Annotated in this window: 16 protein-coding genes and 1 other RNA gene; 15 read left to right on the top strand and 2 right to left on the bottom strand. The window is 42.6% G+C overall.

What is annotated here, in order from left to right; genetic code table 11:
• The gene (efp, locus tag CU635_RS02820) at positions 1 to 558 is read left to right on the top strand and encodes an elongation factor P (RefSeq protein WP_101575649.1); all 558 of its coding nucleotides are present in this window, start codon (positions 1 to 3) and stop codon (positions 556 to 558) included.
• A 103-nt stretch (positions 559 to 661) separates the two neighbouring features.
• Here the strand turns inward: efp and CU635_RS23175 are convergent, their stop codons facing one another.
• Positions 662 to 832, bottom strand: coding sequence for a hypothetical protein (locus CU635_RS23175; protein ID WP_180955637.1), 171 nt, complete (start codon positions 830 to 832; stop codon positions 662 to 664).
• A 124-nt stretch (positions 833 to 956) separates the two neighbouring features.
• Here CU635_RS23175 and ssrS point away from each other — a divergent pair.
• A non-coding RNA gene (ssrS, locus tag CU635_RS02825) (6S RNA) lies at positions 957 to 1,139 on the top strand.
• A 90-nt stretch (positions 1,140 to 1,229) separates the two neighbouring features.
• Here ssrS and CU635_RS02830 read toward each other — a convergent pair.
• Positions 1,230 to 1,895, bottom strand: a complete 666-nt coding sequence (locus tag CU635_RS02830; protein WP_101575650.1) for an SIMPL domain-containing protein — start codon at positions 1,893 to 1,895, stop codon at positions 1,230 to 1,232.
• A gap of 197 nt (positions 1,896 to 2,092) precedes the next feature.
• Here CU635_RS02830 and CU635_RS02835 point away from each other — a divergent pair, with 197 nt between their 5' ends.
• The 13 genes from CU635_RS02835 to CU635_RS02895 all read left to right on the top strand — a co-directional run bounded on the left by CU635_RS02835 (position 2,093) and on the right by CU635_RS02895 (position 14,081).
• Positions 2,093 to 3,118, top strand: a complete 1,026-nt coding sequence (locus CU635_RS02835) for a LacI family DNA-binding transcriptional regulator (protein ID WP_101575651.1) — start codon at positions 2,093 to 2,095, stop codon at positions 3,116 to 3,118.
• A gap of 169 nt (positions 3,119 to 3,287) precedes the next feature.
• On the top strand, positions 3,288 to 5,399 hold the full coding sequence (locus CU635_RS02840) for an amylo-alpha-1,6-glucosidase (RefSeq protein WP_101575652.1): 2,112 nt from the start codon (positions 3,288 to 3,290) through the stop codon (positions 5,397 to 5,399).
• Positions 5,400 to 5,480: 81 nt separating this feature from the next.
• Complete coding sequence (locus CU635_RS02845) at positions 5,481 to 6,749, top strand: ABC transporter substrate-binding protein (RefSeq protein ID WP_101575653.1); 1,269 nt, start codon at positions 5,481 to 5,483, stop codon at positions 6,747 to 6,749.
• Positions 6,750 to 6,897: 148 nt separating this feature from the next.
• Entirely contained in the window at positions 6,898 to 7,797 is a 900-nt protein-coding gene (locus tag CU635_RS02850; protein WP_101575654.1) for a carbohydrate ABC transporter permease, read from the top strand.
• 20 nt (positions 7,798 to 7,817) lie between these two features.
• Positions 7,818 to 8,645, top strand: coding sequence for a carbohydrate ABC transporter permease (locus tag CU635_RS02855; RefSeq protein ID WP_101575655.1), 828 nt, complete (start codon positions 7,818 to 7,820; stop codon positions 8,643 to 8,645).
• A gap of 270 nt (positions 8,646 to 8,915) precedes the next feature.
• Positions 8,916 to 9,839 carry a stage III sporulation protein AA gene (gene spoIIIAA, locus CU635_RS02860; RefSeq protein ID WP_101575656.1) on the top strand — a complete coding sequence of 308 codons (924 nt, stop codon included), beginning with the start codon at positions 8,916 to 8,918 and terminating at the stop codon, positions 9,837 to 9,839.
• Positions 9,840 to 10,355, top strand: coding sequence for a stage III sporulation protein SpoIIIAB (gene spoIIIAB, locus CU635_RS02865; RefSeq protein ID WP_101575657.1), 516 nt, complete (start codon positions 9,840 to 9,842; stop codon positions 10,353 to 10,355).
• A gap of 18 nt (positions 10,356 to 10,373) precedes the next feature.
• Positions 10,374 to 10,580, top strand: coding sequence for a stage III sporulation protein AC (spoIIIAC, locus tag CU635_RS02870; RefSeq protein ID WP_101575658.1), 207 nt, complete (start codon positions 10,374 to 10,376; stop codon positions 10,578 to 10,580).
• Between the two features lie 8 nt (positions 10,581 to 10,588).
• The gene (gene spoIIIAD, locus CU635_RS02875) at positions 10,589 to 10,984 is read left to right on the top strand and encodes a stage III sporulation protein AD (RefSeq protein WP_101575659.1); all 396 of its coding nucleotides are present in this window, start codon (positions 10,589 to 10,591) and stop codon (positions 10,982 to 10,984) included.
• 35 nt (positions 10,985 to 11,019) lie between these two features.
• Positions 11,020 to 12,219, top strand: a complete 1,200-nt coding sequence (spoIIIAE, locus tag CU635_RS02880; protein WP_101575660.1) for a stage III sporulation protein AE — start codon at positions 11,020 to 11,022, stop codon at positions 12,217 to 12,219.
• A gap of 10 nt (positions 12,220 to 12,229) precedes the next feature.
• Positions 12,230 to 12,865, top strand: coding sequence for a stage III sporulation protein AF (gene spoIIIAF, locus CU635_RS02885; protein ID WP_101575661.1), 636 nt, complete (start codon positions 12,230 to 12,232; stop codon positions 12,863 to 12,865).
• On the top strand, positions 12,852 to 13,520 hold the full coding sequence (spoIIIAG, locus tag CU635_RS02890; RefSeq protein ID WP_101575662.1) for a stage III sporulation protein AG: 669 nt from the start codon (positions 12,852 to 12,854) through the stop codon (positions 13,518 to 13,520). The genes spoIIIAF and spoIIIAG overlap by 14 nt, the downstream gene beginning before the upstream one ends.
• On the top strand, positions 13,521 to 14,081 hold the full coding sequence (locus CU635_RS02895; RefSeq protein ID WP_101575663.1) for a SpoIIIAH-like family protein: 561 nt from the start codon (positions 13,521 to 13,523) through the stop codon (positions 14,079 to 14,081). It begins immediately after the preceding gene.
• Positions 14,082 to 14,122 lie beyond the last annotated feature (41 nt).

The following is a 14,122-nucleotide window of genomic DNA, read 5'->3' on the forward strand; positions in this document are numbered from 1 at the left end:
ATGATTTCTGTTAACGATTTTCGGACAGGATTAACCATTGAAGTCGATGGCGCAATCTGGCGCGTATTGGACTTTCAACACGTTAAGCCTGGTAAAGGAGCGGCGTTTGTCCGTTCAAAACTGCGCAATCTGCGAACTGGAGCCATTCAGGAGAAAACCTTTCGGGCCGGTGAAAAAGTAGCTAAAGCACAAATTGATAACCGCAAAATGCAATATTTATATGCGAATGGTGACGAGCATGTATTCATGGATAATGAATCGTACGATCAAATAGAGCTTCCCGCTAATTCAATCGAATACGAGCTAAAGTTTTTAAGAGAAAATATGGAAGTATTCATTATGATGTACCAGGGCGAGACGTTGGGAATCGAGCTTCCAAACACCGTTGTTCTCGAAGTGGCTGAAACTGAGCCGGGAATCAAAGGAGATACGGCATCAGGTGGAACTAAGCCTGCTATTCTCGAAACAGGCTTGAGCGTTCAGGTTCCATTTTTTATTAACCAGGGTGACAAGTTAATTATTAATACAACTGACAGCTCATATGTTTCCCGCGCCTAATTATTGAATAGGATAACCCCGTTTTCACGGGGTTATTTTTTAAATTATGAGCTTGTTGAAACCGGGTTTGGGAATCCGATTTTCCAGTTTTAATGCCTGGCTCTCAATCGCCATCATTTTCCCGATATATGTCCCGGCCTCTCGCACCTACTGAAATATCGGTGTTGTTTCGGCTATTGTAATCATGATCTGATTCTCGACGGTTATCGATGGCTCCCTGGAGATAAACTGATTTTCGTTGGTGCTTTTGAAATTGCCTGTGATCTTGATTCATGCTGATCTTTGCCTCCTTTCATCTCTTAGTTTTGTCTTTCGGCTGAAAAATATTAAGAAGATTAGAGGACAAGGCCAGCATTTCCCTGTTGAGTGATCGGGTATTTTCGGGTATTATAATAATATAAACGCTGCGTTGTGCGCCATATATGAAGTTTCAACCTTTAGTTAGTTTAAGGGAGTCTTACAATAAGGACTGAACGACAAGCCTTCATTATGCAGAGGACGTTGGGAAAGACTTTGCGGACACCCACCTGTTGGAGCAGGTTATGAAACTCCATATTGAAGGCGGCAACTGCGGCTGTTACATATTTTTTTAAAAACCGGTTCATATCTGAACTGGTTTTTTGTTGTTTTTACTGACTGTTCTCCAGATAAACATTTCCCAAAAATCCATACTAAGCATAATACACATACTCAGCTTTCACGGCTGCCTTAATAGTGAGCATCCCTTGCTCAATTGGAGTTGCTGCCTCTGTGGAACTGCTTAACACCGCACTGTGAAAAATGATCGGCTCCCGGGTTTGTGGGTTCTCGATGATCAAAGAAGGAGTTTTAATGAGCTGGACGCCAATCGTTTGCGCGATAACTGCTGCTTTGTTTAAACTGTCTTGCACCGCAATGGCCAAGGCGCGGGCGTACAATGTACCCTCGTTGGAAATCGTAAATTCGATGCTTCTCACGATATTAGCTCCATTCGCAAAAGCTGTGTCGACAACTTTTCCAGCCTGACTAATAGCATCAATCGTTATTTTCAATAAATAAGTAACCCTGTAGGCGCGGAATACTTGTTTTCCATCGACATAATCGTATTGAGGTTCAGCACTGTATTCAAAGGTTTGGATTTTTTCTCGTGGTAGGCCCAATCGAAGCAAAGCCTGGATGACATTGGTTATGATATTGGAATTGAGCTGCTGAACCTCAAGCAGTTCCTTGCCTTCTGTGATCGCACCTAATACTACTTCAGCTCGGTCAGGCGGGGCGGAGACAGTTCCTTCCCCATTAACCGTTAATACATTTCGAGCCTGATGGCGATAAGGGGAATTGCGTTGAATAAACTCCATTTTGTTCACCTCTTATTTTCAAAAAAACACATATTTATATGTACGGTTTAGTTTCTCTTTTCATGCATAAGTGTTCAGGGGTGGTTAGGAGATTCGAAAAACTTTTTTTAAAAAAGTAGTTGAAATCGTTTTCATCGTATTGTATGATCTTAATCAAGAGTAATCCAAAACGTTTCGGATTCGGGAGGAAAGTATAAATGACTACGATTAAGGACATCGCAAAAGTCGCCGGAGTTTCTATTACAACCGTTTCCCGAGCTCTTAATGGTTATTCGGATGTGAATGAAAAGACAAGAAAAAAGATTATGCAGGTTGCCAAAGACTTGAATTATAGCCCGAACACTTTAGCAAGAAGCCTGGTCATGAATAAGTCAAAGACGATTGGATTAATAGTTTCAGGCATGACAGAAGCGAACAAGAAAGACAATTTTACATTCGAGGTTCTTTCCGGGGCCAATGATTGTATTTCGGAAAGAGATTATGACCTGGTTTTATTTAGTACCACTACCGCCAAGCAAAGAGAAAAAACCTATTCACAATTGTGCAGAGAACGAAGAGTAGATGGAGCTATTGTGCAAGGAATGAAAATCGATGATCCATATTTAAAGGAAGTCATTGAAAGTGATATTCCGTGTGTGCTTATTGATATCCCTATTGAATCTGATACGGTAGGCTATGTTACAACCGACAATGTTTTGGGCGCTCGAAAAGCAGTTCGGCATTTAATCGAGTTGGGCCATAAAAATATTGCCATGATCAACGGCCACAATCAGGCCTATGTAAGTATAAAAAGGCTTGAAGGATATGAGAAGTCATTGCAGGAAGAAGGGTTTCCTGTAAATCAAAGCTGGATTCTTGATGGCAGCTTTTCTGAAGAAAAAGCGTATGAACAGACGTTGGTCCTGTTGAGAAATCATCCTGAAGTTACAGCATTATTTTGTGCCAGTGACTTAATGGCTCTTGGAGCAATCAAAGCAGCAAAAGCTTTGGGTATGGATGTTCCACGTAATTTGTCAGTAATCGGGTTTGATGATATATTGCTATCTTCATATTCTACGCCCCAGCTATCAACAGTAGGGCAAAATATTTTTCAGCTTGGCTACCAGGCGGCAAATTTGCTGATTGATATGCTCGAAGTCAAAACAAAGTCGCATGTTTGTATTTTGGATACTGAACTGATTGCCAGAGAATCAACATGCAAGGCTCAAAATGACCAAGATTAATTCAACCGTCAATATGCGAAACAGGCATTCTTAATTCGGTGCTTCGTGCAATTACGGAGAGATGTCAAAGTACACCTGCAAAATTGATTGCCGGTAAAATCCGAAACGTTTCGGGGAATTATCCTAAAAAACCGAAACGTTTCGGAAAACAGTATTAAGGAGGAGCACCATGGAATACAGAGTCATTAAGGAAAATAATTTATTTCTTTTAACGGATGAAAAAGGGAACATCCCGGAGAATCACACTTACGGATTGGGTCTGTACCGTAATGATACTCGATTCTTAAGCAAGCTTGATATCAAAATTAATGGAGAAGAGCCAATTCTATTGTCATCTGATGCCAAAGAAAATTATATGGCTACCATATTGTTGACAAACCCTCATATGGAGAATGACGGTTCACTTGTTTTATGGAGGGAATCAGTCGAAATTGAACGGACAAGATTTATAAATGAAGGGATTCTATACGAATCTATCAAAGTGAAAAATTACTTTCCAAAGTCGGTGCAATTTGATCTAAGCGTGCACATGGATGTCGACTTTACAGATATGTTTATTGTACGCGGATTTCAAAATGGAACAATGGGTAAACGTACCGGACAGAGTATCGAGGGCAACTCAATAACTTACAACTATCTTGGCGCGGATAAGGTTAGCCGCCGTTCGTTAGTATCCTGGGATCAGGACGCAGCAACGGTTGAAGAAGGCGGGAATGTTTCGTTTAACATTTCTTTACATAACGCTGAAGAGAAAACGATTACATTTACGATTCAGCCTCTGATTGGTGCAGAAGAGCCCAAAAAGAATATTGAGATTGCGGATGCGATGTCCCGGCTAAAAGCTTCTTACGAGGCTTGGGGACAGGAGATTACGAAGGTTCATACTGATTATCTTCCATTACAAAAATTAGTAGAGCGGGGAATTGATGACGTAAGAGTTCTGCTGACCGATGTAGGTTACGGCAAGTTTCCTGTCGCCGGATTGCCTTGGTACAGTGTTCCGTTCGGGAGGGATAGTCTAATCGCAGCATTGCAAATGCTGGCTTTCAATCCTGACATTGCAAAAGGAACCTTGTTGACTATGGCAAGCAGCCAGGGCAAGAAGGTAGATCCATGGAGAGACGAACAGCCGGGAAAAATCATGCATGAAATTCGCTATGGTGAACTCGCGGCAACCAATCAAATCCCGTTCACTCCTTATTATGGAACGATTGATGCGACACCATTGTTCTTAATTCTACTCTCGGAATATGTCAAGTGGACAGGTGATTTGGAGCTGGTGAAACAGCTGTCTCACAATGTGGAAGCCGCGCTTAATTGGATCGACCATTACGGCGATCGGGATGGAGATTTATTTGTTGAATACCACCAGGAGTCCAGCAAGGGAATTGCCAACCAGGGCTGGAAGGACTCAGGAGACTCAGTTGTACACAGGAACGGTGAGTACGCTGACACACCGATTGCCTTATCCGAGGTTCAGGGTTATGTATACCACGCAAAAATAGGGATTGCCAACATTTATGAAAATTTAGGAAAACCTGCAGAAGCGCTGGCATTGCGAAAACAAGCTAAGCAAGTAAAGGATCGATTTGATGAAGCGTTTTGGATGGAGGATGCCAAGTTCTATGCAATTGCTCTTGATGCCAACAAGAAACAGGTCGGAACGATCACTTCAAATCCTGGCCATGTTCTACTATCTGAAATGCTTGAAAAGGACAAAGCTGAAGCAGTAATAAATACTCTTTTATCTAAAAAAATGTTTTCCGGCTTCGGTATTCGCACTATGGGTGAAGGCGAGTCTGCGTACAATCCGATGAGCTACCATGACGGAAGTATTTGGCCGCATGATAACAGTTTAATTTTGCTGGGTATGAGCAAACTTCTCCGTCAGGATGCGGCAAATATAGTTATTGAAGGATTGATACGTGCCGGTGCCCATTTTGAATACGATAGGCTTCCGGAGCTGTTCTGTGGCTACGATGCTTCAATCGGAAAAGCGGTTAAATATCCGGTTGCGTGTTCCCCACAAGCCTGGGCAGCAGGTACACCGCTCGTATTTGTTCAATCATTGCTCGGCTTGTTCCCCGACAGCATTAACAAGGAGATTCACCTTTCTCCTGCATTGCTTGAGGACATGCAGGAGTTGACTGTCAGCGATATAGCCATCTGCGAAGGACATTTATCCATCTCGGTTACCAGAACTGAAAATACGATCAATGTTCAGGTCCTCAAGAATACGACAGGCTGTGAGCTGGTGTTTAAGAAAGGAGAAAAAGTTTAACGTTAAGCTACATCGCTCTTTAGGAGAGAAACCTCCTTTAGATATATTAATTTTAAAAATTTTGAAAGGGGAATTTCAAAAATGAGGTCAAAAAAATGGATGGCGTCACTGGGGATTACTTCTATGCTGGCTGCCAGCATCTTAGCTGGCTGCAACGGCAGCGATGATACATCAAAAAGCGGCAGCAACGGGGAATCCGGCAGTGGAGAAAAAGTCGAAGTAACACTTGCTGGCTGGGGTGGCAATCCTACTGAAGAGAAACTGCTCAAACAGACGATTTCTGATTTCGAAGAAAAACACCCTAATATCGACGTAAAGCTTGAAATTATTTCTGAGCAATACATGGATGTTATTAAAACGCGTTTAATCGGCGGTGAGGGTCCTGATGTGTTTTATCTGGATGCATTTGAAGCACCGGGCCTTATTCAAACTGGTGTAATTGAACCTCTTGATGGATACGTAACAGAAGAGTTTGATGTCGATGATTTCGAGAAGCCTTTGTTGGATGCTTTCAAGGTTGACGGTCAAACATATGGATTTCCTAAAGATTATTCAACACTAGCTTTATTCTATAACAAGAAAATGCTTGAAGAAGCAGGCGTTGAAGTGCCAAAAACATGGGATGAGCTTCGCGAAGCAGCCAAGAAATTGACCAAAGACGGAGTGTATGGTTTTGGCGTGGCTCCTGAGCTTGCCCGTATGTTCTGGCTTGCCGAGTCTGGTGGCGGAGATGTTGTAAAGGATGGCAAAGCAAACTTTGCATCACCTGAAGTTGTCGAAGCGCTGCAACCTATTATAGAAATGCATAATGCTGATAAGTCTTCAGTTGAACCGAAAGAAGTTGGCGTAACTTGGGGCGGAGAAATGTTCGGCCAGGGGAAAGCAGCCATGGTTATCGAAGGGAACTGGGCGATTCCTTATTTAGCAGATACATTCCCGGATATCGAATATGCAACCGCTGAACTTCCAACCGTTAACGGCGAAAAGTCAACAATGGCATATGATGTTGCTTATGTAATGAACGCTGCTTCCGAAAAGAAAGAAGCATCATGGGAATTACTTTCTTACTTAACTGGCAAGGAAGGAATGGAGACTTGGACAAGCCTTGGTTATGCCTTGCCTTCAAGAAAGTCTGTAGCGGAAAAGCTTGGATTTGACAAAGATGAACTGCGCGCTCCTTTAGTAGCGGGTGCATCCTATGCAACAGTATGGTCAGAAGGTGCAAACCTGCCAATTATCGTGAATAACTTTAACAACCAGTTTTTAAGCGCTTTCCTTGGTGACCGTCCTCTTGATGAGGCATTGGAAGAAGCTCAGAAACAAGCAAATAATGAAATTGAATCACAATAATCTACTGGGGGTGAGGGGAAAGAAAGTTTCCCCTTTCCTTTCCAAACTGTAGACCTCTTTCTGCCCGAAGTCCATTTGAACTTCGGCAGAAAGAGGTCTCACAGCTAATGGATGAGCTTCGTTACGAATTTCAAAAGGAGTGTTAAAGATGAAAAGCTTATTTTCCGCCAGGAAACTGCGTGAAGCAGGCCAGGGCTATACTTTTATGACACCTGCTCTATTCGTCTTATTACTATTTATAATTGGCCCGATCTTTTATATTATCTTCTTGTCCTTTCATAAGGTACAGCTTTTAGGAAATATAAGTTATGACTTCGTTGCTTTTGATAATTTTACTAGAATACGGGGAGATACGAGGGCAAAGATTGCGCTTTGGAATACATTTAAATACGTAATCATTGTGGTTCCTTGCCAAACTCTGCTTGCACTTATTCTCGCAGCAACTCTTAATGCAGGGTTAAAAGGGCAAACATTCTTCAGAATTGTTTACTTCCTGCCTACTTTAACTTCTTCCGCTGTGCTTACATTAATTTTTATGTGGATGTATAACAAAGAAGGCTTGATTAACAATGTGCTGGATTTCATAGGCCTTCCAACATATAATTTTTTGGGAGATCCGAATATAGCGCTTAATGCGATCATGATCATGAATATCTGGTCAACCGCACCGTTCTTTATGGTCATTTATCTGGCTGCATTGCAGGGAATTCCTGATTCTTTATACGAAGCAGCAGAACTGGACGGAGCAAATGTATTTCATAAATTTTGGCATATTACCGTTCCAAATTTGCGCCCGGTTACATCGTTTGTGGCGATCATGGGTTTGATCGGTACATTCCAGTTGTTTGATCAATCATACATCTTCTCTGCAGGTTCAGGAGGACCTGATAATAGTACCCTAACAGTTGTTTTATTAGTCTATCAATATGCATTTAAAACACTGGGAACAATGGGATATGCAGCTGCACTTTCATTCTTGCTCGCATTAATTATCCTTATTGCGACCTTATTGCAGCGTAAAATTTCCAAGGAAGAGTCCTTATATTAATAGGGGGAGGAGAGACAATAATGAAGAAAAAGGCGGGTTTCGGGAAGATCTTTTTATATACCATTTTAGTACTTTATGCAATTACAACATTGGTCCCGTTTTTATGGGCGCTATCATCATCGTTTAAGACGCTCCAGGAAATTGTCAGCGGAACGTTAAGCTTTATCCCAAAGGATTTCACACTGGATAATTATAAGCAGATATTCATTGAACAGGAATTATTCCCTCGTTGGATGTTGAACAGCATTGTGATCGCGACAATTACTACAGTCTTGAATTTAATTTTCAACTCAATGGCAGGTTATGCACTTGCCCGCCTTGCGTTCCCTGGGAAAAAATTGCTGTTTATCGTTATCCTTGGTGTATTGATGATTCCGGTTCAAGTAACGATGATTCCAAACTATTTAATCTTAAAAGAGTTTGGCTGGCTTAACTCTTATCAGGGCATGATTGTTCCGGCGATGATTAACGCCACTTACATTTTCATGATGCGTCAGTTCTTTATTAACTTCCCAAAAGAATTGGAGGAAGCTGCTGAAATCGACGGATTAAGCCGTTTCGGCACATTCTTCAGGATTGTTCTGCCTCTGGCCAAGCCGGCATTGGCGGCACAGGCGCTCTTTATTTTTATGGGCTCCTGGAACGACTTTATGAGGCCGCTGATCGTCATGACCGATGCGGATATGTTTACTCTTCCGCTCGGACTTAACACCTTTAAAGGGCAGTTCGTCAGCTACTGGAATTACATTATGGCTGCATCGATGGTCTTTACTCTTCCGGTATTGCTACTATACGCTTTCTTTAACCGCTACTTTATTAAAGGGATTTCTTTTACAGGTGGTAAATAACTTGGTTTTAATTAAAAAACAAAAAGGTCTTGTCCATGACAAGGCCTTTTCACATATACACATTGCCAGTCATAATCGCACCTCCTTCGAAAAAATCTTCTTCATCTTCAGTATAAATTATATTCGTAATTTTCCAAATATTTTTCTGAAAAGCTCAGGCCTGTATAAAAGTGATCTTCAGCAAATTTTATGGCGCTTGGTCATAAAGTGGCCGGGCAGGCATACATTTTTAATAACGAGAGCCTGTCTATCGAGGAGGAATCAATCATTGTGGAAACCGTTACAGCCTTTTTGCCTAAAGGCATTGCAGAAAAACTTAAGGAAATCCCTCCTAATCAATTAGAAGATATTGAAGAAATACGCGTAAGGATTCATCGGCCCATCGAGATAACAGTCAAAGGGGTGCCGCGATTTTTATCATATATTGTTAAGCCTGAGGATGCAGAGCATTTGCTGAATAAGATCAGCCATTTCTCCATTTATACGATGGAGGAAGAGCTTAGGCGCGGCTATATCACCATCGAGGGTGGACACCGGGTGGGCCTTGGCGGCAAGGTGATTCTCGAACACGGCATCGTCAAAGCGATCAGGGATGTTTCCTCTTTTAATATTAGAATTGCCAGAGAAAAGCTGGGAATTGCTGAGAAGCTGGTTCCTTACTTATACAGGGGCTCATGGGCCGATACGCTGATTATCGGACCTCCGCAAACCGGCAAGACGACACTGCTCCGTGATTTAGCGAGAATCATTTCGACTGGCAGTCCGGAAGCAGGTTTCGGCCCCTTTAAAGTGGGGATTATCGATGAACGGTCTGAAATTGCCGGCAGCGTTAATGGCATTCCCCAGTTAACGTTTGGCCCGCGTATTGATATTCTCGACGCGTGCCCGAAAGCAGAGGGAATGATGATGATGGTGCGCTCGATGAGTCCGGATGTACTGATCGCTGATGAAATTGGCCGGAAAGAAGACGGGGAAGCGGTTATGGAAGCCGTTAACGCCGGAATCAAGCTGATTATGACTACACACGGCAGTACGCTGGCTGAAGTTAAAAAAAGACCGACTTTAAGACCATTGATCGAACAGGACATATTTGAGCGATATATCGAACTGAGCCGTTCAGAAGGTCCGGGAACCATTACGAAAATAAAGGATGGTTTCGGACGCGAACTGAGTGGAAAAGCGAGCGTGACATAAATGCTGAAATTAATCGGTGCCGTACTCATTATCATTGCAACTACATGGACTGGCTTTGAAGCTGCCCGTCATTTAAGTGAAAGGCCGCGGCAGCTTCGGCAGCTGAAATCAGCATTGCAGTCACTCGAGGCGGAAATCATGTATGGGCATACACCATTGCATGAAGCTTCGAGACGTTTGGCTGCCCAGCTTCCAAAACCGCTCTCGCTCTTTTTTGAGGCCTTTGCCAATAAACTGACCGAATCAGAAACAACGGTCAAGGCCGCCTGGGAAGAAAGCTTAAATCACATCTGGAAGCTCACAGCTTTAAAGCTCGGGGAATTTGAAATTATGAAGCAGTTTGGGGAGACGCTTGGCCGGCACGACCGCCATTCCCAGCAAAAGCAAATTATCCTCACTCTTTCCCATCTGGAAAGGGAAGAAGCCGACGCCCGTGATAAACAGGCGAAATACGAAAGAATGGTCAAAAGTCTCGGATTCCTGTCCGGATTACTAGTCATCATATTATTGATGTAGCACTTAGGGGGAGAAATGATGGGCATAGACGTGGATGTGATTTTTAAAATTGCCGGGGTGGGAATAGTCGTTGCTTTCCTGCATACGATTCTTGATCAGGTTGGAAAAAAAGAATATGCCCAGTGGGTTACCCTGTTCGGGTTTATCTATATTTTGTTTATGGTGGCCTCAATTGTTGACGAGCTATTTCAAAAAATTAAATCTGTCTTCCTGTTCCAGGGGTAAAGGAGGGACTGGCGATTGAGATTATCCAAATTGCAGGAGTGGCCTTAGTAGCTACTTTCCTAGCATTAATCGTGAAGGAGCAAAAACCGAATTTTGCCTTTCTATTAATCGTTTTTGTTGGCTGCGCCATCTTCTTATTCCTTGTTGATCAGATCTATCAAGTTATCCATATGGTCGAAAAAATAGCCATAAATGCGAAAGTAAACATTATTTATGTAGAAACGATATTGAAAATCATCGGCATTGCCTATATTGCCGAATTTGCAGCGCAAATCACGAAGGATGCGGGCCAAGGTGCGATCGCCTCAAAAATCGAATTAGCCGGCAAAATTTTGATACTGGCGATGGCTATCCCGATCCTGACCGTCATGATCGAAACTGTCATTCAACTAATCCCGAATTAAATCGAAGCAGGATTCCATTAAAAAGAGGTGGTACCATGAAGCAGCGGCTGCAGCTAATGATCATCCTTATTTTTGCATTGTCCTTTGTATTCGTCGCAACCGTACAAGCCTCACCTGAAACAGATCAGCAAAATCCTGCATTAAATGCAGAAGAGATGGCCAATGCCCAGCTTGACACGCTCAATATAGAGGAGCTCAAACAATTCTGGGAAGACATCCTGTCTGAATACGGCGGCTTTTTGCCCGAGAGCCAGAAAGGAAGCCTATACGAATTTATTAAAGGGGACAAGCACTTTTCTTTACGGGAGTGGTTCTCGGGCGGTTTAAAATTTTTGTTTCATGAATTTCTTGTTAATGGGAAACTGCTTGGCTCTTTAATCATGCTGACGATTTTCAGCATGTTTTTACAATCACTGCAAAATGCTTTTGAAAAAAGTAACGTCAGCAAAGTAGCTTATATGATTGTCTTTGTTGTGCTGATGATTATTGCTCTAAATAGCTTTCACGTTGCGATCAGCTATACGAACGAGGCGATCAGCTCGATGATTCATTTCATTCTAGCACTTGTCCCGCTTTTGCTTGCATTAATTGCCGCTTCGGGAGGCCTGGTTTCGGCGGCTTTTTTTCATCCAGTTATCCTTTTTTTAATGAATACGAGCGGCTTGCTCATTCAGTACGTCGTTTTGCCACTCCTGTTTCTATCAGCACTGCTCAGCATTGTCAGCATTTTAACCGAGCATTATAAGGTCACCCAGCTGGCCCAGCTGTTGCGAAATTGGAGCATCGGCCTGCTCGGGTTGTTTTTAACCGTTTTTTTGGGAGTTATTTCTGTACAGGGTGCGTCCACTGCGGTAACCGATGGAGTTACGCTCAGGACAGCAAAGTTTATAACCGGAAATTTTATACCGGTTATCGGGAGAATGTTTACCGATGCGACGGATACAGTGATTAGTGCTTCCGTCCTCCTTAAAAATACAGTTGGCATAGCCGGAGTGATTATATTGCTGCTAATCGCTGCGTTCCCTGCCCTTAAAATTTTGATGATTGCCTTTATTTATAAATTTGCTGCTGCGATTTTGCAGCCGCTTGGCGGGGGTCCAATTATTGCCTGCCTTGATGTGATTAGTAAAAGTGTTATTTACGTGTTTGCTGCGCTGGCGATCGTTTCGTTAATGTTCTTTTTAAGTATTACCGTTATCATTGCCGCCGGCAACCTAACGATGATGGTCCGATAGGGGGAGAAGCATGGACTTTATCACAGAATGGATCACGAATATTATTTTGTTTGTGTTGCTGGCAACTGTGCTGGATATGCTGCTCCCTAATTCTAATTTTCAAAAGTATGCAAAAATGGTCACCGGCTTGCTTCTGATTGCGATTATTTTAACACCGATTCTAAAATTTTTTTCTTCTGATTTTGAAGCGGCTGTTGCTTCGATCCCGGTTTTTGAGAGCCAGCGCGATCAAAGCATGGGAAATTTGATAGAAATGCAGAAAAAAGAAATACAAGCATCCCAACATGCATATATTTTAGAACAAATGGCTGTCGACATGGAAACGGACGCAAAAAAGGAGTTGATGGACCAGTACGGATTGGAAATTGTTAAAATTGATGTTTTAGTAGACGAACAAGACCAGCATGAATTCCCGGAAAACCTGCAAAAAGTCATCGTTCAACTGAAATATCCAGACGCTGGACCCGAGGCAGTCGAAGCAGTAAAGAAAATAGAAATCAATACAGAACAACCTCTTCCATCAAAGCGACCTAACAATCAAACAAGCAAAATCGTTTCTCTTCTCTCGCAAAAGTGGAATGTTAATGAAAGCACTATCGAAGTGACGATTGAAGGGGGGAATACCAAAGTAAATGGACAAGGATAAAGGGCCGTTGACATGGTTAAAAAAACAGTTTTTCGGGGATAAACAAGCTGATAAAAAACCGGGTAAATACCATTACTTACTATTGGTCCTCCTTTTCGGTGCTGCCATCATGTTAATCAGCAACATGCTTTTCAGTGAGAAGCCATCTGAAACAGCTTTGCCAGTGATGAATGGCAATGAAGAAAATAAAAGCGATGATGTTGAAGCATTCGGACAGAAGAGTACTGGTGGAAATAGCATGATTAAAGACTATGAAGAGGCTTACGAAGTCCAGCTGAAAGAAGCCCTTGAAGGTATTGTTGGTGTAGATGACGTCTCCGTTGTCGTCAATGTTGATGCCACCGAAAAAAAAGTTCTCGAAAAAAACAAGGTGACTCAATCCCAAATAACCGAGGAAACTGACCGGGAAGGCGGGAAACGCATGGTTGAAGATATGTCAGAGGATGAGCAGCTTGTAATTATCCGCAATGGCGAAAAAGAAGTTCCGATCGTTTTAGAGACAAAGAAGCCGGCAATCCGCGGTGTGCTCGTCGTTGCTAAGGGCGCAAATAATATTCAAGTGAAAAAGTGGATTATTGAAGCAGTAACAAGGGTGCTGGACGTCCCGAGTCACAGAGTTTCAGTGATGCCAAAGAAAACAAAGGGGGATTCATAAATGTTATTAAAAAAGCAAACAGTCTGGTTGTTAACAATGTTAAGTTTAGTAGTCGTTTTGTCCGTCTATTACATTACTTCTCCTGAACAGCAAAGCAATGACTTCGCAGGAGTAGAGGAAGAAAAAAATCCCCAGGAAGCTGAAAACGGTGCACCAGACACTCCAGCAGCTGAGTCAAAGGACGAAAGCATGGTCATTTCCGGTGCTGCAAGCGATGATGTATTTGAAGAGCTCCGCCTTGAACTCAACGATAAGCGCAGCGAGCTGAAAGAGCAATTAACAGAGATGATGGCTTCTTCTGAGTTAACCACCGAGGAAAAAAGCGAAGCTTACGACCAGATGAAAGAATTAGATGCCATCGCCGAAAAGGAAGAAATTTTGGAGACATTGATCATAGCGGCAGGCTATGATGATGCGCTGGTGCGTGCTGATGGAGATAAAGTCCTGATTACAATTAAAGCGGAAGAAAACACCCCTAAAGCGGCAAATGAAATTATACAAATGGTGAAATCAGAGATTAATGAGCAAGACATAGCCGTCAGGTTCCACGGTTCCAAATAGGCTGTTCTCATTTCCGCTGAGTACAGTGGGTTGGGAATTTT

This window comes from Bacillus canaveralius (genome assembly GCF_002860125.1).
GTDB lineage: Bacteria > Bacillota > Bacilli > Bacillales > Cytobacillaceae > Bacillus_BJ > Bacillus_BJ canaveralius.